Below are 18,540 nucleotides of genomic sequence, written 5' to 3'. Positions count from 1 at the left end.
TATGTTTAACTTGTTGCCAATGCGCCACCTATACCTTGACCCCATTTGGCAATATATGGATGTTCCGATCTCTTACCCTCCCTCCATCCTCTTGGTACAAACATTTTATTTAAACCGCGTTCCGCCAAGTCACTTCCAACTAGCACTTGTTCACTCATAGCTTCCGCAGCGGCAAAAAAGCGCCTAAATGTACCAGTAGTAGCTTTGTTCAACTTACCAAAAATAGGTATATTTGCCCCGACGCTTTCTGCAATTGCAAATCCACGCCTTAATATCCCTGAAATAGTTTTGTTTATTGACCCAAATGCATGAAGTGGGAAGCTGATTAAATCAGGTATCAAATGTGTCACCATTGAAAGTGTCCCAGTAGCAATTGCTGGGATCATACCGATAAGGCCTCCAACGACACTAATGTACCCTGTAAGCTGTACTGGATGCCTCAATGTAGAAAGTAATGGAAGTAAAACTTTGTAATATGCATGCCCTGCACCGTAAGTAAAAGGCTTCAAAATATCTTTCACAATCTCAGTATCAAAAATCGACTTCACATCACCCCATGTTTCCGGGAGGAAATTAGCTAATTCCGCTCTAGTTGCATCTATTACACCATTATAATTGGGCCCCGGTGCGAAAAATTCATCTTTCATCGATTTATACGCTCCACTGTATGCCAATGCTTTTGGAGTTCTATAAGCGACATCAGCTACACCACTAGCAGCACCCTTCCAATGATCTGGTGTCAAAACAGTTAAGACAGATGAAAGCCCACCGAATATACCCCGATCTTTTGCGCCTTTGAAATCCCCTATTGCTTCTCCTATTGTCTCACTCATATTTTCAACAGATTAATAAATCTGTTAATTTTACTATATTTTTAGTTAACCTTCATTCATTTAGCCTTGACTGGCACTTCGAACAATTGTATTATAAGCGTCCATTTCTCAAGGCGAGTTACCCGTAGCTGCTTCATCAGGACTTGACAGTTTGTCTTTTTTAGTTAATATGAGGTACTCGATAAAATAGGATTTATGGCAAAGAAACTTACACAATCCGGTGGCAAATTAGCATTATTAGCAGCTGGTATGCTTGGCCTTGGGGCAACAGTATGGGGTATGTCTGACAAAGAATATTCTGATACAGATGCTAGAATGAAAGGTGAATGTGGTTTGACAGATCCGGATGGCGTACATAATCATGTAACCGGACCTGTGACAGAAGATATCCGTAGAACTATTGGTGAAAAGGCTTTTTCCATTAGTCCATTTGATGAATTTGAGAAAATAGGATCATGCTTAGAAGCCTTAAAAACTGATGATGGTGTCATAACTCCAAAAGAAGAAGAGTTATTACAAATTTGGGCGGAAATTTACATAGAAAACTTATTTAGAAATGGTAAATTTAGAAGCGATATTAAAAATCCTGGCGTTACAAAAGAAGCATTACAGGCTTTATCTGCTTATTTAATTGCGACTATTGCCCATTCCCCTAATTCAGCCCAACAAATAGCTGCGCTTGAGAGGTTTTATGACGTAAGTCATGCAACGTGGATTTTAGGTCCAGATACTCCAGAATGGGATATGAGTGAATTTGAAAAGCCTGGTAGTGTAATGGAGTCGGATGCCGGTCTACTTTCACAGCTTTTAGCTGACATGGTGATACGTGTTCGTGACGGATATGTGTCAAGCGACTCCTCGTCAGAAAACAAAGAGGCGTATAATAAGTATGTAAAAGCCCTAGAATACCTTGAACAAGGCATACGAAATATTGATTTTGGCTTTGCTCAGAAAAATCATCAAAAAGCCGCTAAAGATTTACATTTGGATGGCCTTAGACTTGGCACCCTCGAAACAGACCCTAGAAAACAATTATTTGAGTTAATGCAGAAATTTCATGACGATGGTAATATGACAACGTCTGAATTGGAAGATGCAAACCCCACCCCACTTATAGGACGAATTTTTGAAGGCATCGGCAGTGCCAGTAGTGGCGCAGTTGAGTTATATGGAGATACGATGCAAGAACTTTCAAAAATCCTTGTGAATTGGAATGAAAAAGGTCTAGCTGGTTTAGGTGAATCTACTAGAAATGCTTTTATGAAGCAAATGCTTCACATACGTCCATATAAAGAAGTTTTATACAATCTTTGCGAGCAAGAGCCTGATAGTTTAGGAGTATTTTTTAGTAAAATGATTGATATGACACCTGAAGAGGCTGCTTCATATTTTAATACGCAAATTTTAGGGAATAGAGCTTTAATGACTCGCAACGCAGCTACCGCATGGTTGCCTGATGGTAGTGATACAAAATTAGCCTATGAAGCTGGTATTGAGTGGGGTAATTTTGACCCTGCAAAAAATCTAGATATAGCATTAACGCTCGAACTACTTGAACTAAATCCGGATACTATTAAGACAATGGTTCTTGAGTATCAAACTAATCGTGAATCTATTGAAAAGCGCCCAAATGGAAAAACTATCGCAGAGGCAACTTGGGGCAAAGATCCTGATAGTATACGTGGTGCAGTTGAAACATGGGTCGTTTCTAATCTTGGGGGGAAATTCAAAGCCACACCTACGAGTGATAAATATGCATCGCTAGATGAAGTTGCAGCATACTCTACAAGACATGTATCACCATGGGTAGGCTTCCCACTTGAACTTGGTAAAGGCTATATCGATTACACCGCAATGATGGAAGCGAAAAATGGCTTAAATATGGTTGACTCGACTGAAGCGACTGCGGTTACTGCATTTAATACTGGTGAAGAACTAAGTCGCTTTTGGGCTGCTGCAAATATTTTTTCTACAAAAGGAACTCTCATATTCGGTGGCGCAGGAACTGTTGGCAATGGATTTTTAATGAAAGTTTTCGCCCCACTAGAGGCCGCCGACCTTTGGTTTGACCCACAACTTGACCCAGATCTAGGCATGACTACACGACATGATAGAGGTGAGGAACTCTTAGATAGCTGGTCGGAAAAATTTAGATTTTATATACTACTTCCACTTATGACAATTGGATATTTCAGACGCAAGAAATGGGCTGAAACCACATATATGAAACGTTTTCTCACTACCGGACCTCGAGTTGCAGCCGGAGTTGATTTTGGTTTCAAACTCGCTAAAGGAACACTCAAAGCTGTCGCAAATGGAGTAAGAGGTGGGGTAAAAGGTATTTTGGCTATACCTTCGACTGTCCGTGGTATGATCGAAAATCATGGTATCGATCAAGATGAATTGGAAGGTGCCTTAAATGAAGATGTAAGTGATGATTCCGATCAATTTGAAGCATCTACAACTGATAAAGCAAATGATGAACGTACACCTCGTGAGCCTGAAAAACAATAAATACTGCGCAAATCTCTGGGGATTAGATTTCGTACTCTATGGCGCAAGTAGCCTTATGAATATCAGCGACCTTGGGATTCATAAAATCCTCTCTCTTTCATCTTCTATCTCGTCATGCGGACGCCTTTCCGGCGTTTTGCCCGCGAAAAGATTTATGACATCGCGAGCCTGCTCGACAGTATCGATATGAAGATGAGCATCACTTCCATATACATTATTCCAACGCAGCATAAAAGAATGTACGCGTCCATAAAGCTCCGCACCGGGTTTAATTTGTTCTCTCGTATCAAGTTCTTGGGAAATTTGATGGTATCTGCTTATCAGCTCTATCCATAATGAAATTATTATTGTTCTATTCGTGACATACGATTTCGCATTGTTTCTAAAGATTAACCCTCACTTTTTTCCATACTGTAAGCGGCTACAAACTCTGCGTTTATAAATATATCGCTTCTATGTAATTGTAAAAGTTTATCTATATATTGGGGACTCGTACCTTTCTCTAGGGTAAGCGCATTTACAAAATCCACATCAATAAAAATATCCGCTCGATTTAATTTCAGAAGGGCTTCAATATATTGATCATTTCTACCTTTCTCTTGCGTAAGAGCAACGACAAATTCATCATAGACAAATATATCTGCGGCTTTAAGCTTTTGAAGAGCTGCTGTGTATTTACCATCGTCGACAACAGCCAATCTTTCCCTTGTTTCCGATATCTCGGTGACAACTTCTTCAGGTACTTCCCGTTCGGGCTCTTTTTTAGCGCAAGCTGGTAGGGCCAATGACATCGATAATGCCAGTGCACTTAAACTCGGTATTTTCATAATGATTTGGTTACAATGGTAAACCGTAGTAGAAGCGCAAAAGCAAATTGGACTTTTGCCGAAGCTCCTCTCAGTTTTATTGCTATAAAGAACGAACTTTCTCTTTGAAATTTTCGATATCTGACTTCTTATCTCGCAAAAAAATATCTATCCTAGGATCCTCATCTTTCCATCCTGTTTCTTTTTCAAGTTTTTCAAGGAGGGCATAGAGCTCCAGCTCCTTTCCATTCGGAGATGAGTTTTCATTCCACAGTTTCGCTATCGTAACGAGCCATTTGGCATCAAAATAAGTTATTTTGTAATCTTTATCCAACATATTGAAAAATCTCTCGTTCACGCGTTTCATAATATACTCATCAAAAAGTCGCTTTATATGCTCGTTCCCGAAATGTTGTCCAACTATCGGGTCATTATCGCCGAAATCCGTCCCCCAACTCCCAGTCCTTTCCAATAAATCAAGCATCTGCCAGGTAGGATCCTTTTTATAAACAAATCTATCGTTATCGTACGCCTTTTCCAATTCAAACATGGAACCTTGAACCATCTTCCTTTTATCTCTGTCTCTATCAAAATAAAGAGACGTTCCGATCAACTGATCATCGATTCGCGAGTAAGCCATCTCAACTTCCGGACTGTCTTTTAGTAATGCCGATGCAGAGATGTGATGCTCTAATTCCAATCCACCCGGAATGACTCCATTCCCTTCGGCTTGTAGGGTAGTACTAGGTTCCACGACTTCCCCAACCCCTCCCCGCACATCCTCAATCCCGTCTTCAACCTTTTTTGGTAATGGAGTGTCAGAGCATTGCCAGCTTGCCAGCGCCAGCCCTGCCGATGCCGTCAGTGCCGGAATCATTCGTAAAGTTTTCATGGCTATTTGATTAACAAGGATAGACCTTAGTACTATCGCAAACCCAAGTCAAACTTTTTAGAGTTTTTTTAGGAAAAGTTTAGGCTTTGAGGTGGCTTTTGCAAAGTATGGGATTTGACATTTCGTCAATAATACGCTTGAATACAGGCTTAAATCGTTACGTTTGAATCTATGTTCAAAAAAACACTTGGCATCCTATCGGCATTGGTTGTGATAACAATGTTAAAAGACACTTTGTCGCAAAAAAGCTTTGCCCTGACTCAGGTAGCCGGTGCCCAAGAGCAAAGTCAAACAGTTTCAAGAGAAATCCCAAACGTACACCTGCAAACCGCGGGCGAACTCAAGATTTATGCCGTTTCCGCCGACAGCGAATGCAAAAACAAGCTGGCCATCAGCTTGATGAATACAAATCCTAAACTTTTGCCCGATAATCTTTCGATAGAGCTTACGTCAAATCCAAATCTGCATGGAGTCGCTTCGGCAAATGCTATCAAGCTCAATTGCGAGCTGACACAGCCACGATTTACCCGCACGTTTTTCCATGAACTCGGACATGTGCATTATTTTCTGATTTCCGAGAACAATCCCTTTGCAAAAAGCGTGCCGAAATATGGTATGGGCGGAGCCCCAAACTACCTCACAGAGTATTCAACCACTAACGAGCACGAAGATTTCGCGGAAAGTTTCGCGATGTATTTTACGAACCGAAAATTATTCCTACAAAAAACAGCCAAATCCAAAGTCCTCAAGGCGAAATACGAGTTTATCGAAAGTTACGTATTAAGCGGCATTGTCAACCAAGTTTAAATAGTCCTCCATACCCTCCTCGGCAATTAAAACATCTTCATCTCTGTTCGTAGAGGCCATGTTTGTAAGTTCCTGCAACTCAGCTAACTCGTACAAATCACCTGAAAACAACTCTTCTTTCCCTTCTTTAATACGCCGTATCAAATCAAGATTTTCTTGTAATTCCGATATGGGCCGGACGTTTTTAACTTTTGCATTTTCTATCAAACTTGTGTTTTCCATAAAAAATATATTATATATGAACAAATCATACATAGTATATTACTTATATATGACTTAACCAATGCCTTTTGCCCGCTTGCATCATCGTTGGACATGTTTCACTTGCCTTGAAATAAGTTATTGGATATAATTGGATAAAGTTAGAGATTATCCGTTCCAATGGACAATTTGTGCAAAAAATTACTATTCTCAAAAAAACGAATGAGCGAGTTCCAATTGAAAATTCGCTGTCTTGATGAATTTAAAGGCTTTTGGAAAGGTCATCTGAATATAAGCCCTCAAATTTTACATCGCTTGAAAAAATCCACTCTTATCACATCGAGTGGAGCGTCAACTCGCATAGAGGGCGCTGATCTTTCGGATACCGATGTAAAAAAGTTGTTATCCGGTCTAAAAATTCAAAAATTACACGACAGAAGTCAATGCGAAGTGGCCGGTTACGCCGAACTGACAAAGTTGATTTTTGACCATCATTCTGCGATCAAATGGAACGAAAATGAGATAAAACATCTTCATAAGATATTGCTCAAGTATTCCGAAAAAGATTCCCATCATAGAGGGAAGTACAAAGTCGGTTCAAATGCGGTCATCGCGCGAGATTCTATGGGCAATGAGACTGTAATTTTTAATCCAACTCCTCCATACCTCATTCCAAAGGAGATGAGCGAACTGACCGATTTTACTATTCAAAATCTCAAAAGCGGAGAATTCCATCCTCTGATTATAATAGGAAATTTCGTATGCGAGTTTTTGGCAATTCATCCTTTTCAAGACGGAAACGGTAGGCTTTCAAGGGCGCTGACAAACCTGTTACTTCTCCAAAACGGGTATTCATATATCCAATACATATCATTGGAAAAAATAATTGAGGAAAGAAAAATCGCCTACTACATCTCACTCCGAGAAAGTCAAAAAAAACGTGAAAATAGAGAGCATAATATAGAACCTTGGATTGGATTCTTTCTTGATACGTTAATCGAACAAACCGTAAGGGCAAAAGCTGTCCTTCAGAGAAAAGATATTGAAAACGAACTTTCCGGCAATCAGACAATTGTATTTGAATTACTTAAATCAAGCTCGCATCCCGTTTCAGTGAAAGAAATCGTTGAAAAAACGCGCATCAACAGAAATACCGTCAAAAAGGTACTGCTACGTCTGCGTGAGTTGAAAGTTGCGAAACAAATAGGATTGGGCAGAGGGGGCAGGTGGTCGAACGGTTCATAAATGAATTAAATCCACCCTATCTCAACCTCGATCTGCGCATTTGGGTCGTCGCTTTCGCAGCTTAATTGGCAACCAAGCCTGTGATTTCCCTCAGCGCCCATCATTTCCTCGTTGTCATTCAAAGCAGGTAAAAATTCTTCGCCTTTTTTTACTGTAACCGCACAGGTTTGGCAAACCCCAGCTCTACAAGCAAAAGGAATTCCAGCTTCCTCCTCTATATCCATAAAATTCTGACCTTTCTTTATATCTACCTTCTTCCCATCTACAATTACGTATGCCATTTTGAAATTTTTTAAAATTTAAATCAAAAGTATTTTAGCAAAAAAAAACTTCGGTGCAACTTTATCATTCAGCTGCCTTTGTTCGATTTGGATATTAACGATGAGCTTGATACTCATCGGAATTGAGGTATGTACGCAAGCTTTCCACAAGATTTTCGAGTTTTCGCATACCATATTTCTTCGCCCAGCTCTCCATAAGTTCAAAATCCAGAGTGTCCAATTCATCAAATCGTTCGGCCTGCCAACATGTATTTTCAGGCTTGAATTTGCTTGAATTAAGGTAAAGATAATCCAATAAAGCTTTCTCTTTTTCCGCAACCCATTCTCCACTACTCCCTTGTTCAACGCCGAAAAACAATCTTGGCGGCAGATGCCGATAACTAAAAGTACCAAAATCATTTTTGTATTCTTGTGTTTTTTTTGAAGTCACCAATGTATGAGCTGTTACACTTTCAGGGATAATTCCATTCATGGACAAGACAGACTCAAGACTATGATACGAGGGCGAAACCATTTTATTACCAATTACCAAAGTATTTGGGTGAAACTCAGGAAATGTATAACAATCTCTTTTTAAACGGATTAACTTCTTACTTTTTTGCAGACGTGATACCTGAGTCCTAATAGATGCCGCAGACTCAGTGAAGTAATTCTGCAACTCTTTAATACCGAATATTTTATTATAAAATGTATTGAGTTCTTCAGCTTTCATCTGATGATTTGTAAATTTCTAAAATGTTTAGAGTGTCTGGAATATATCGCATAAGCCACTCCTTAAATGAATCACTGTCCATAATAATAAATCTCTCGAGGTCTTTGCGCATCAGCTCAATGTCAAGGCTCTTGACCCGCTTACTTACGGCATCATATACCTCTTGTTTATTCAAAAATGGTACGATTCCTTGTTGCCCACAATTTGAATTCAAATAATTCAGATTTAAATCAATCTTTGGATGACGCTCCAAATACCATCGAAGATCATAATAATCACGACCTTTCTGATATCCTCTTAATAAAATCGCTGACAATTTACCTGCAAATGTAGTTGAGATATCATAAGTACCAACCATGTAATCGCCCATTAAGCCAGCATAGCTCCTTCTTTCATATGTTGCATATGCAGGTGGATTCGTATCAAGCTCGATTTTGATTTTAATCGTTTGTGATTGTAGAGGTGAAATACCAAGATCAAATAAAATATTACCGAAAGAGAGCATAATTTTCACCACATTTCCATTCACATTTAATTTACCGTTCATACTAAATCCAGTTACTTTTTTCGAGAATGCAGAGACTAGATCTTCGTAAAATTGTTCAGACTTAAAACCTTTATCAGGTTTGTCTAATGAGAGATCGATATCTTCAGAAAAACGATTCATTTTATATGACAACCTAAGCAAAGTCCCACCCATAAAATAAACAGGGTATGTCGTTTTGGTATAAAGAATCTGTAAAATTAAAAACTGTAACTCTTCCCTCAAGTACTGAAACAGTAACAATGTATCTTGAATACCACTGTATTTTGACCTAAATGCCTTTAAAAATAATTCGTAGTTCATTTCCAATAATAGACTAAAATGTACATTTACAGAAATAGTATATTATTTTTAGTATTCTATGTCAATAAATAAAGCTTCATTACCTGCAAATTTATAGTACATTGGTGATGTATTCATTTTTCCACAGTATTACAATGTCATACAATGTAATATTGGTAATTAAACGGAGGCTCCATATCGTCCTTTTAAGCCCCTCCCTACTCCTCATATTTCCTATCTTTCTCCGCTGCGCGGAGCTCTGTCACTTGGATGGATTCTTCGATTTTGCGGAGAATTCCTTTGAGAAGGAAAAAGCAGAAATGATATATACGAGCGCTTTGCCCCTCTACTTTGTTTGTATACATAAATTCCTTTACCACGAACAATGCAGTGCTTACTACAACTTGTTTGATCAACGTATCATCTGAAATGGATTCATCATTTGATATGTTATTAGATAATGTAGCAGCGGCTTTCATGCGCATACCTGGCATATAAACACTGTCGAGCACCTTGTTTGGATTACCGAGGCCTGCAGCGAGGATGTTTTTTGACCAAAGATCTATACCAATCCTGACTTTGAGCGGAAGCACTGAAACATCTGAGTCGAATATTATAAGTTGATTTGATGACTCCGCACTGTCAGCGTTTTGAGATTGGCCATGTTTGGCATTTTCAGAGGCCTGCAACCGGAGCATATCCTCCTCTGGGAGAGACAGCTTGATTCCAGCGGCTTCTTGAATATCTTCATTTCCCAGAACTATCAAACTCAAAATAAATCCGGCAGGGACGTTCTGCTCAAGTAATTGTGTAACCAATACCACAAGCTCAGTCTTTTGACTGGTCTGTATGAATTTTAAAATAATCTTCACAAGTTTGTCTTCTTGCTGCATTTGAGCTGCTTGCGCCTTTTGTAATGCGGCTATGTGGGCCGCGTTTTCTCGCATCTGCTCGTTAAAACGCTCCAGCGCGGCCGGGTCCAACCCCTCGCCACCATCGAGTCCACCAAATGATTCTAAATCTGACATTTAATTTACTTGAAGAAATAATTCACAATTCAAATTATAACAGAAAATGTCGCCTCAGAAAGACGACATTCTTGAAAAAACAATACGATGTATAATTAAGCCTTCAGCTCTACGTTTGCAATCTTACTTCTGTAACTATTCCCATCAAATTTCTCCATACGTTTCTCTGTGAATTTCACAACTCCATCTATTTTTGCGAAAAGTGTGTAATCATTACCCATACCTACATTTTCTCCAGGGAAAACTTTAGTTCCCCTTTGACGAATGATTATACCTCCTGCACGGATAGTTTCTCCTCCACCGACTTTAACACCTAGGCGTTTCGCGCGGGAATCGCGACCGTTCTTGGTTGACCCTGCGGCCTTCTTATGTGCCATAATTTTGTATTAATTAACGCGCTCTTCAAGCGCACCTTTTTTACTAAGGCGGGAGGATTTTAATGTACTTTAACCTATTTGACAATGTTTTTTTTGAAAATCATATTCAATATTTTCACTACACCTACAACATGTCTTCTTTTTTTATAATTTCAGTTTTACATTTAGGTATTTTAACGCATTTTCTTCTCCAAATATTTCACGTTAATTGAATGCACTATATCATGGTGCTCTCGACACAGTGGAGCGAGCAAACGAGGATCGTTGCTTCCAGAGATCGAAAACGGCACTTTGTGATGAATATGCACTGACTCCCTCAGGCAACCGCTGACCGAACACCGATCTCCAAATTCATCTTTTAACACTTTTTTCACACCTACAGACAATCGTCGATTAGCCTTCTTGCCCTCAACCCTTCGTTTCTCCTCTTTTGCCACCTCCTTTGCTGCAACTTTTACTTTGTTTTCAGTTAGATTCTCTTCGCGTTTTTGTAAAAATTCTCTAAATAGTTTATCGACGCTTACGCCTCTCTCCTGCAACTCAAGCAGATTTTCAAGCGTTTCCTGCGAAAGTTTTAATTGGAGTTTTTTGAGAGGCAATGCCTCTTTTTCATGATACTCACCCACCTTAGATCCTATCTCGATTTGACTTATTGCCGTATTATCCTCTACGCAAGGCCTGTGCACGTGCACAGATTTAGGGTCGTTTAGCGGCTCAAGAGAGCCATTTTCGATTTTTATCTTTGAACTTTTTTCATCGGAATTAAAGTTTACCTCGCCACCTAAGTTGGCAGGAGAAGAATTTATTCCGAAAATATCAGTTGATATGTTATCACCAAAGTTCAAAAGATTTTCTTCTCCAACTGCAAGGCAATTATTTCTCTCACCTATGCACCAATCTTTTACCCCAAATTCCCGTTTCACATCTCGAACATATGTTTCAACTGTTCTACAAGCAAGTTTTTTAACAGCTTCTACTAAATCAGTTTCATCGATCATGTCCACTATAGAAGCTATTCTCGCTAATTTATTTGAACTTATTTCGCCGTTAACCAGCAAACTATGCAGGAGAGGTTTCTCAGCAAAACGATCACTCAAATTCACAACTCTATCGACATGTTCGCGGCTTATTCCTCCGTATTTTGCTGCGAATTCGTATATGGATTTGCATTTTTTCTTTTCGAAAAGTTTACGTTTTTTCACCTCAGGCAAAAGTCCGATAAACTTGCGTCGAAAACGTATGGCCTGTTCACCATACTCTTTGCAGCGTGCGAGTAAGCCTTTATCGGAAAGTTTCGTTAAATTTTTCATGTAGTTTTGATTAAAAAATAGTTGATTGTTATGCTTCGCATTCTTTTTTGGCGAAAGAAGTTATACCTTTTGCCTTGAGAGAAAATAATAACAAATTCTAACCGAAATCACCAGTCAAAAGCTGCGAAAAGCCATTGCCACAAGCCAAAAACCACAACTTCAACTTGCATTAAAATCCAAATATTACGTGGTGAGCGTTAACTTACTTTTAACCTGTGCTACATGTCGGAACATAAAACATTGCATAGCGGTATAATCGTCAATTTTGGAACTATATCCTTTAATCAATCTATTTTTCCACAATCATTTGTGCTATGATTTAGCTAATAGATTCTTATCATTTTGACTTTTCAAATCTATAAATGAGTGTTCTCAAACATACATTATTCAAAGCTAGTAAATATAAAATCTTTGTATTTTTCATATTATTAGTGCTAATTATTAACTCTAGTAGCATCAGTCTTGCGGCTGAAAGCGCTGATGGTGCGGCTGTGGTTATCGCTGCAGATGAGGATATTAATGCAAAGGCTGGCGATACTGCGACTGACAGTTCTGATACTTACGAGCAAAGTAAAACTGCGCTGATTCAAGATCAGGAAGATTTGTTAAAAAGTCTGAAAAAACGACTTAGACATTCGGTAAATGAACTTAGTGATGTACAAAACACAATTACTGAATTCCATTTTGAAATAGCTGAAAGTGAAGAGCGCGTCACTTCTCTGGAAGAACAAATTACAAATATTGATGATCAAATCGCTAGAAAAGAAGATAAAATCGTGAACATTACAAAACAAATTGGTGTAAAAGAACTTGAGATAGGTGATATATATGAGCAGATCGATATCAAGAACTTACAGATTGAAGAGCAGGCAGAGATTTTATCTGCATATTTGAATTTTTTATATTTCCAGGATTCAACTTTTTACGATAATCGAGGTCGTGAATTTAACCTTTTCAAACTTCTGCTCGATGATAATACTTTCTCTGAAAACATAAGTGAAATCAAATTCCTTCAGCTTTTCCAACAACAAGGTGCTCTGATTTTTGAAAGATTGATAGCTCTGGAAGAAGCTTTGGAAATTCAAAAAGACAATTTGGCTATAAATAGACGGACTTTAAAGCTTCTAAGTCAGGAACTTCGAGATGAGCAAACAAATATGGAGGCTCTAAAAGATGGGAAAAAACGCTTAATCGTAGAAACACAGGGTAAACAACAGGTATATGAGAAGCTAGCTGCCAAAGAGCGTGCAGAAGAAGAACAAATAGCAACTGAGATCAGTATGCTTACATTAAATATACATGCTTTTGACTCAGCCCTCGCAAAAATAAGATCAGCAGGGAATGAAGAAGAAATTGCCGAAGCTGTACAAATGCGAGATGACCTACTTAACCTAAAAGAAAAAGCATTTACATTGAATTTGGGCGATGGATCAACTCAAATAAACTGGCCAATCTCTCCTTACCGAGGGCTGACCGCATATTTCTCTGATGAATCATACAAAGCACATTTCGGTGTAAATCACAATGCCGTCGATATCCGCGCACCACAAGGTTCACCTATATTTGCACCGGCGGATGGGGTTGTCTTCACAGTGAAGGGCAAAGGGTCGGATGACCTGGATTACCATTATGTGATCGTAACCCACAGGAATGGCCTTCAAACGCTATATGGACATCTTTCTAAGATAATAGTGAGTGAGGGGCAATTTGTTAGAAAAGGGGATATCATCGGACTTACCGGTGGAACTATCGGAACTACAGGGTCCGGATTTAGAACTACGGGACCTCATCTGCATTTTGAAGTACATCGATTTGGAGTTAGGGTAGATCCGCTCGACTATCTACCACTTGGTGCACTGCCTATAAAATACATACCTGAGGATAAACTCAAACTTCTATATGAGCAAGAGCTCAAAGACAAATATGGAGAAGCTACGCAGTATGAATGGGATAAAAAATCTTCCGAGCAAAAAGATGCCAATACTAAGTATGAAAAATCATTGGAGAATACTGATGAATCAGTCGATGTCACGGATGAAACCGCTATACCAAACGCTGAAGAAATCCTAAAGGATGATGCATTCAACTACCTCGAAAGATATGAGGAATTAAGAAAACAGTACGAAGGAGAGTAATCAATTCCTTATGCTAGTTATCATCTTGTTTCAGTACTGCCAAGAATGCGTTTTGTGGGATCTGTACCTTACCAAATGACCTCATGCGTTTCTTACCCTTTTTCTGTTTTTCCAAAAGTTTTCTCTTACGACTCACGTCACCACCATATAACTTGGCTGTGACATCTTTTCTCATAGCAGAAATACTTTCACGAGCGATTATATTGGATCCTATTGCGGCCTGAATTGCGATGACGAATTGGGCGCGCGGGATTAATTCTTTCAAAGCCTTACATAGTTTCATCCCAAAGTGATGAGCCTCATCTTTATGAATAATAATAGAAAGTGCATCCACCTTGTCCCCTGCAAGAAGAATATCTAATTTAACTAAATTACCTGGACGGTAGCCTATTATCTCGTAATTCATAGATGCATAACCGGAAGATGCACTTTTTAACTTGTCATAAAAATCCATTACTATAGATGCCAGTGGTACTTCATAAGTTATAAGTACACGGTTTTCATCCATATAACTCAAGTTTTTTGAAATCCCACGTTTATCCTGTAATAATTTTAAAATTGCTCCGACATATTCTTTTGTGGTTACAATTTCAACTTTCACCCATGGCTCACGTATTTCTTCATATGTTTCCGGTAATGCTGCAGGGTTTGCAATAACCTTTTCATTTCCGCCTACTTCTTTGACCTCATATGACACAGATGGAGCAGTGACAATTATGTCCATATCGTATTCTCTTTCAAGCCTCTCTTGTACGATCTCAAGATGCAAAAGCCCAAGAAAACCACATCTAAAACCGTATCCAAGCGCACCTGATTGCTCCGGCTCAAATTGTATAGCAGAATCATTTAAACTTAATTTATTTAAAGCGGTTCTAAGTAATGGGAAATCATCTCCTTCCGTACAAAAAATCCCAGCATAAACAAACGGAGTAACCTTCTTGTATCCAGGCAGTGGGATTGGTACATATGAGTCTCCTTTGGCCTTTTTTGCCTCTGAAGAGAGCTTGTGCATCGTGTCTCCGACACGAGCCTCCCCTACACTCTTCAGCCCCGTCACAACGTATCCTATCTCCCCCTCCTGCAATTCAGCCGCCGGCTCATATTGTGGCCTAAAATATCCGACCTCAAGCGCAGTCATATCTTTTTTCGTATTCAAAAATTTCAAAGTATCACCTTTTTTTATACTACCTTCCATAACCCTTACATAAACAACAACTCCCTTGTACGAATCATAAATAGAATCAAATATCAGAGCCTTTGTCTCACCCTGCTCATGCAGTAATTTTGGAGCTGGAAGTTTTTCTATTATACGATTCAAAATCCGCTCTACATTTGTACCTTCTTTTGCTGAAACAGCAATGATTTCAGCTGCATCTGATCCAATTACATTTTCAATTTCACGTGCCCTACCCTCTATATCTGCAGATGGAAGATCTATTTTGTTCAATACAGATATAATTTCCAAATTATGATCTATGGCCATGTAACAATTTGCAAGAGTCTGAGCCTCGATCCCCTGAGTTGCATCCACAACCAATACAGCTCCCTCACAAGCAGCGAGGCTCCTAGATACTTCATACGAGAAATCCACATGCCCGGGAGTATCGATAAGATTCAAAGTATAATCTCCTGCGAATTTAGGTTGATCTCCGGAATATTTCCATTGCATCCTAACAGGCTGAAGTTTAATCGTGATCCCACGCTCCTGCTCAAGCTCCATAGTATCGAGGTGCTGCCCATGCTTCATATCACGTTTTTCAACCGTATGCGTGATCTCCAAAAATCTATCTGCAAGTGTCGACTTACCATGATCAATGTGTGCAATTATGCAGAAATTCCTGATTTTATCTGTATGTTCTCTCATTTTTAAAAATAACTTCGTTTATATATTAACAGAAGCGCACATAAAGATACCAAAAAAGAATGTTTTTTCAAGATGATAAAATAATTAATACATCTTAAAAGTTTAATCTCGCTTTATATTTGTTTTTTTGATATAATCATATGATATAAATAAGGAATTTCTCTTCTATGCAATTCAAAATCCCACAAAACGTACAGATCGAAGACAAAATCGTTGGGCCACTTACTTTCAGACAACTGATTGTACTTGGAGTTGGTGGAGGTATTGCATACTTGATTTATCTACAACTTGCTTCAGTATATTTCTGGAAAATTTGGCTGCCACCTGTTGCAATTGTTTCCTTGATAACATTGGCATTCGCATTCGTGCGGCCGCTTGGAGTGAGCTTTGTTAAGTATACTTTCCTACTTGCAGAATTTTGGCTTAAGCCACGCAAACGTATGTGGGTAAAAGGCCAAGGCGACATATATATATCAGCATTTACAAACATGAAGGCAAAACCTAGTAAAGTTGCAAAAAAAGCTAATAAAAAGCATAGCCATGACCAAACTAGATTAAATGATCTTGATGAATTAACGTCTATTTTGGATTCACGAGATACCAGAACTCAAGTCCTTAGTGGGCGAAACTAGTTTATATAAAAATAATTAAATATATGGCAAATACAAAAGATACAGTCAAAAACATCAAGAACTCTAGTGCGATGTCTACTCAACAGCATATGGAGATAGCGGAGATTAGAGACAACACACTCGTACTCAAAAATGGAGGAATACGAACTATTTTAAAAACATCCAGTATTAATTTTAATTTAAAATCTGAAGCTGAGCAGAATTCAATAGTTTATTCATACCAAGGTTTCTTGAATTCACTAGAGTTCCCGATTCAGGTGCTAGTGCGCTCAAAAAAGCTTGAGATAGACGAGTATATAGAGAAAATCCGTGGACTCGGTGAGAAGCAACAAAATTCTCTTCTAAAAAAACAAACCTACGAATATGCCGAATATATTCAAAAACTTGTTGAGTATGCAGACATTATGGAAAAAGAATTTTATGTAATCGTACCATACGACCCATCTAGAGCCGAAAAAAAAGGAGTTCTACGGGAATTCCTGAGTTTTATGAAAACAAAAGATAACGTAATTGAAATAAAAAGACGTCACAGTGAGTTCGAACAACTCAAAAAAGGCCTCAGTCAACGTGTTAACGTTGTAAAGACCGGACTTGAGCAATGTGGGCTCAAAGTCGATGAACTGACTACTCATGAACTCATCGAGTTGTTCTATAAAGTATACAATCCGGGAATTAGCAGACAAGAAAAAATAGATAGTCTCCAGGATATGAATTTAGGAGACGATATATCATAAATATTTTATAGTCGATCACAGAAAACACACTCTCGTTGAGAGCGTATGTGCTAAAGATCTTTGTCTTGGCGACTACCTACTCTTGCATGATTAGATCACACTACCATCGGCGTTGAAAAGCTTAACTTCTGTGTTCGGAATGGGAACAGGTGTACCCCCTTCGCTAAAGTCACCAAGACGAAAACCTTTAACAGGTGTTTCGCCTAATTGTTTTTGTATATACATATCTACGATATATATATGGCACATGTTGTTTTTTCCAGTAATAACCAGTGAAAGAATGCTCACTTTAAGGTGTGCTTACGCACATCTTTTATTTACAACGCAAGCCTTACGGCGCGTTGCATAATAAGTTCAATTGTCTATTAGTACCAATCGGCTGAACACATCGCTGTGCTTACACCTTTGGCCTATCAACCCGGTAATCTACCGGGAGACTATAGGGAAATCTTTCTTGGGATGGGCTTCCCGCTTAGATGCTTTCAGCGGTTATCCCTTCCGAACATAGCTACTCTGCGATGCCGCTGACGCGACAACAGATACACCAGAGGTTCGTCCATTCCGGTCCTCTCGTACTAGGAACAGATTCCCTCAAATTTCCTTCGATCGTGGAAGATAAAGGCCGAACTGTCTCACGACGTTCTGAACCCAGCTCGCGTGCCGCTTTAATGGGCGAACAGCCCAACCCTTGGGACCTACTTCAGCCCCAGGATGCGACGAGCCGACATCGAGGTGCCAAACCTCCCCGTCGCTGTGAACGCTTGGGGGAGATCAGCCTGTTATCCCCGGGGTAGCTTTTATCCGTTAAGCCACGGCCCTTCCACACGGAACCGTAGGATCACTTTGCCCGGCTTTCGCCCCTGCTCGGCTTGTTGGCCTCGCAGTCAAGCCCCCTTATACCAATGCGCTCGACGGCTGATTTCCATCCAGCCTGAGGGGACCTTTGGGCGCCTCCGTTACCTTTTGGGAGGCGACCGCCCCAGTCAAACTGCCCACCAGGCGCTGTCTTCCGCTATAAGCGGAGTTAGGAGGAAGACTAGGGAAGAGTGGTATTTCAAGGTTGGCTCCACCCCAACCGGGATTGGGGCTTCAAAGCCTCCCACCTATCCTACGCATCCCTGGCCCGCCTTCAACGCCAAGCTACAGTAAAGCTCCACGGGGTCTTTTTGTCCTGCAGCGGGTAACCCGCATCTTCACGGGTCCTGCAATTTCGCCGAGCCCCCCCTCGAGACAGTGCCCAACTCGTGACACCTTTCGTGCGGGTCGGAACTTACCCGACAAGGAATTTCGCTACCTTAGGACCGTTATAGTTACGGCCGCCGTTCACCGGGGCTTCAGTTCGG

18 protein-coding genes and 2 rRNA genes are annotated in these 18,540 nt (G+C 39.7%); 6 read left to right on the top strand and 14 right to left on the bottom strand.

The genetic code is table 11. The features are described from left to right. Positions 1-5: 5 nt before the first annotated feature. A complete protein-coding gene (locus Q8P68_03545; GenBank protein MDP4008238.1) occupies positions 6-833 on the bottom strand; it encodes a hypothetical protein in 828 nt (275 codons plus the stop codon). 195 nt (positions 834-1,028) lie between these two features. Between Q8P68_03545 and Q8P68_03540 the strand changes: the two genes are divergently transcribed. Next, positions 1,029-3,347 (top strand): hypothetical protein, encoded by a 2,319-nt coding sequence (locus Q8P68_03540; GenBank protein ID MDP4008237.1) that lies wholly within the window; start codon positions 1,029-1,031, stop codon positions 3,345-3,347. Between the two features lie 78 nt (positions 3,348-3,425). Here the strand turns inward: Q8P68_03540 and Q8P68_03535 are convergent, their stop codons facing one another. From Q8P68_03535 to Q8P68_03525, 3 genes are all read right to left on the bottom strand, one after another. Continuing rightward, the gene (locus tag Q8P68_03535; GenBank protein MDP4008236.1) at positions 3,426-3,578 is read right to left on the bottom strand and encodes a hypothetical protein; all 153 of its coding nucleotides are present in this window, start codon (positions 3,576-3,578) and stop codon (positions 3,426-3,428) included. A 158-nt stretch (positions 3,579-3,736) separates the two neighbouring features. After that, the gene (locus Q8P68_03530; protein ID MDP4008235.1) at positions 3,737-4,174 is read right to left on the bottom strand and encodes a hypothetical protein; all 438 of its coding nucleotides are present in this window, start codon (positions 4,172-4,174) and stop codon (positions 3,737-3,739) included. Between the two features lie 82 nt (positions 4,175-4,256). Beyond that, a complete protein-coding gene (locus Q8P68_03525) occupies positions 4,257-5,045 on the bottom strand; it encodes a hypothetical protein (protein MDP4008234.1) in 789 nt (262 codons plus the stop codon). A gap of 171 nt (positions 5,046-5,216) precedes the next feature. Here Q8P68_03525 and Q8P68_03520 point away from each other — a divergent pair, with 171 nt between their 5' ends. Then, positions 5,217-5,852, top strand: a complete 636-nt coding sequence (locus Q8P68_03520) for a hypothetical protein (GenBank protein ID MDP4008233.1) — start codon at positions 5,217-5,219, stop codon at positions 5,850-5,852. Here Q8P68_03520 and Q8P68_03515 read toward each other — a convergent pair. Then, entirely contained in the window at positions 5,826-6,074 is a 249-nt protein-coding gene (locus tag Q8P68_03515; GenBank protein MDP4008232.1) for a hypothetical protein, read from the bottom strand. The genes Q8P68_03520 and Q8P68_03515 overlap by 27 nt on opposite strands. Before the next feature lie 294 nt (positions 6,075-6,368). On the opposite strand from Q8P68_03515, the gene Q8P68_03510 reads away from it, so the two are divergent. After that, positions 6,369-7,298 carry a Fic family protein gene (locus Q8P68_03510; GenBank protein MDP4008231.1) on the top strand — a complete coding sequence of 310 codons (930 nt, stop codon included), beginning with the start codon at positions 6,369-6,371 and terminating at the stop codon, positions 7,296-7,298. 5 nt (positions 7,299-7,303) lie between these two features. Here Q8P68_03510 and Q8P68_03505 read toward each other — a convergent pair whose 3' ends face one another. The 6 genes from Q8P68_03505 to Q8P68_03480 all read right to left on the bottom strand — a co-directional run bounded on the left by Q8P68_03505 (position 7,304) and on the right by Q8P68_03480 (position 11,832). After that, the gene (locus tag Q8P68_03505) at positions 7,304-7,579 is read right to left on the bottom strand and encodes a 2Fe-2S iron-sulfur cluster-binding protein (GenBank protein ID MDP4008230.1); all 276 of its coding nucleotides are present in this window, start codon (positions 7,577-7,579) and stop codon (positions 7,304-7,306) included. 94 nt (positions 7,580-7,673) lie between these two features. Then, the gene (locus Q8P68_03500) at positions 7,674-8,291 is read right to left on the bottom strand and encodes a hypothetical protein (GenBank protein MDP4008229.1); all 618 of its coding nucleotides are present in this window, start codon (positions 8,289-8,291) and stop codon (positions 7,674-7,676) included. Further along, the gene (locus Q8P68_03495; GenBank protein MDP4008228.1) at positions 8,281-9,138 is read right to left on the bottom strand and encodes a nucleotidyl transferase AbiEii/AbiGii toxin family protein; all 858 of its coding nucleotides are present in this window, start codon (positions 9,136-9,138) and stop codon (positions 8,281-8,283) included. The genes Q8P68_03500 and Q8P68_03495 overlap by 11 nt, the downstream gene beginning before the upstream one ends. Before the next feature lie 197 nt (positions 9,139-9,335). Beyond that, a complete protein-coding gene (locus Q8P68_03490) occupies positions 9,336-10,145 on the bottom strand; it encodes a hypothetical protein (protein ID MDP4008227.1) in 810 nt (269 codons plus the stop codon). Positions 10,146-10,240: 95 nt separating this feature from the next. Then, positions 10,241-10,522 carry a 50S ribosomal protein L27 gene (rpmA, locus tag Q8P68_03485; GenBank protein ID MDP4008226.1) on the bottom strand — a complete coding sequence of 94 codons (282 nt, stop codon included), beginning with the start codon at positions 10,520-10,522 and terminating at the stop codon, positions 10,241-10,243. A gap of 173 nt (positions 10,523-10,695) precedes the next feature. Beyond that, positions 10,696-11,832 (bottom strand): HNH endonuclease signature motif containing protein, encoded by a 1,137-nt coding sequence (locus Q8P68_03480; protein ID MDP4008225.1) that lies wholly within the window; start codon positions 11,830-11,832, stop codon positions 10,696-10,698. Between the two features lie 362 nt (positions 11,833-12,194). On the opposite strand from Q8P68_03480, the gene Q8P68_03475 reads away from it, so the two are divergent. Then, positions 12,195-13,967 carry a peptidoglycan DD-metalloendopeptidase family protein gene (locus Q8P68_03475; GenBank protein ID MDP4008224.1) on the top strand — a complete coding sequence of 591 codons (1,773 nt, stop codon included), beginning with the start codon at positions 12,195-12,197 and terminating at the stop codon, positions 13,965-13,967. Between the two features lie 13 nt (positions 13,968-13,980). On the opposite strand, the gene lepA is transcribed toward Q8P68_03475, so the two are convergent. Then, complete coding sequence (lepA, locus tag Q8P68_03470) at positions 13,981-15,831, bottom strand: translation elongation factor 4 (protein MDP4008223.1); 1,851 nt, start codon at positions 15,829-15,831, stop codon at positions 13,981-13,983. 167 nt (positions 15,832-15,998) lie between these two features. On the opposite strand from lepA, the gene Q8P68_03465 reads away from it, so the two are divergent. Both Q8P68_03465 and Q8P68_03460 read left to right on the top strand, forming a co-directional pair. Beyond that, a complete protein-coding gene (locus Q8P68_03465) occupies positions 15,999-16,463 on the top strand; it encodes a PrgI family protein (GenBank protein MDP4008222.1) in 465 nt (154 codons plus the stop codon). 23 nt (positions 16,464-16,486) lie between these two features. Beyond that, a complete protein-coding gene (locus Q8P68_03460) occupies positions 16,487-17,197 on the top strand; it encodes a hypothetical protein (protein MDP4008221.1) in 711 nt (236 codons plus the stop codon). A gap of 63 nt (positions 17,198-17,260) precedes the next feature. Here the strand turns inward: Q8P68_03460 and rrf are convergent. After that, positions 17,261-17,374 (bottom strand): 5S ribosomal RNA (gene rrf / locus Q8P68_03455). A gap of 168 nt (positions 17,375-17,542) precedes the next feature. Then, positions 17,543-18,540, bottom strand: a 23S ribosomal RNA gene (locus tag Q8P68_03450); the annotation flags it as partial.

The sequence above is a fragment of the Candidatus Peregrinibacteria bacterium genome (genome assembly GCA_030700255.1).
Lineage (GTDB): Bacteria > Patescibacteriota > Gracilibacteria > UBA1369 > JABINC01 > JABINC01.
The sequence above is the reverse complement of the archived record's forward strand: the minus strand, read 5'-3'. Positions and strand labels throughout refer to the sequence as shown.

What these genes read in the sequence shown, in the direction of transcription:
- Q8P68_03545 (MDP4008238.1), bottom strand. Translation starts at nt 833, where the DNA reads ATGAGTGAGACAATAGGAGAAGCAATAGGGGATTTCAAAGGCGCAAAA.
- Q8P68_03540 (MDP4008237.1), top strand. Translation starts at nt 1,029, where the DNA reads ATGGCAAAGAAACTTACACAATCCGGTGGCAAATTAGCATTATTAGCA.
- Q8P68_03535 (MDP4008236.1), bottom strand. Translation starts at nt 3,578, where the DNA reads ATGCTGCGTTGGAATAATGTATATGGAAGTGATGCTCATCTTCATATC.
- Q8P68_03530 (MDP4008235.1), bottom strand. Translation starts at nt 4,174, where the DNA reads ATGAAAATACCGAGTTTAAGTGCACTGGCATTATCGATGTCATTGGCC.
- Q8P68_03525 (MDP4008234.1), bottom strand. Translation starts at nt 5,045, where the DNA reads ATGAAAACTTTACGAATGATTCCGGCACTGACGGCATCGGCAGGGCTG.
- Q8P68_03520 (MDP4008233.1), top strand. Translation starts at nt 5,217, where the DNA reads ATGTTCAAAAAAACACTTGGCATCCTATCGGCATTGGTTGTGATAACA.
- Q8P68_03515 (MDP4008232.1), bottom strand. Translation starts at nt 6,074, where the DNA reads ATGGAAAACACAAGTTTGATAGAAAATGCAAAAGTTAAAAACGTCCGG.
- Q8P68_03505 (MDP4008230.1), bottom strand. Translation starts at nt 7,579, where the DNA reads ATGGCATACGTAATTGTAGATGGGAAGAAGGTAGATATAAAGAAAGGT.
- Q8P68_03500 (MDP4008229.1), bottom strand. Translation starts at nt 8,291, where the DNA reads ATGAAAGCTGAAGAACTCAATACATTTTATAATAAAATATTCGGTATT.
- Q8P68_03495 (MDP4008228.1), bottom strand. Translation starts at nt 9,138, where the DNA reads ATGAACTACGAATTATTTTTAAAGGCATTTAGGTCAAAATACAGTGGT.
- Q8P68_03490 (MDP4008227.1), bottom strand. Translation starts at nt 10,145, where the DNA reads ATGTCAGATTTAGAATCATTTGGTGGACTCGATGGTGGCGAGGGGTTG.
- rpmA (MDP4008226.1), bottom strand. Translation starts at nt 10,522, where the DNA reads ATGGCACATAAGAAGGCCGCAGGGTCAACCAAGAACGGTCGCGATTCC.
- Q8P68_03480 (MDP4008225.1), bottom strand. Translation starts at nt 11,832, where the DNA reads ATGAAAAATTTAACGAAACTTTCCGATAAAGGCTTACTCGCACGCTGC.
- Q8P68_03475 (MDP4008224.1), top strand. Translation starts at nt 12,195, where the DNA reads ATGAGTGTTCTCAAACATACATTATTCAAAGCTAGTAAATATAAAATC.
- lepA (MDP4008223.1), bottom strand. Translation starts at nt 15,831, where the DNA reads ATGAGAGAACATACAGATAAAATCAGGAATTTCTGCATAATTGCACAC.
- Q8P68_03465 (MDP4008222.1), top strand. Translation starts at nt 15,999, where the DNA reads ATGCAATTCAAAATCCCACAAAACGTACAGATCGAAGACAAAATCGTT.
- Q8P68_03460 (MDP4008221.1), top strand. Translation starts at nt 16,487, where the DNA reads ATGGCAAATACAAAAGATACAGTCAAAAACATCAAGAACTCTAGTGCG.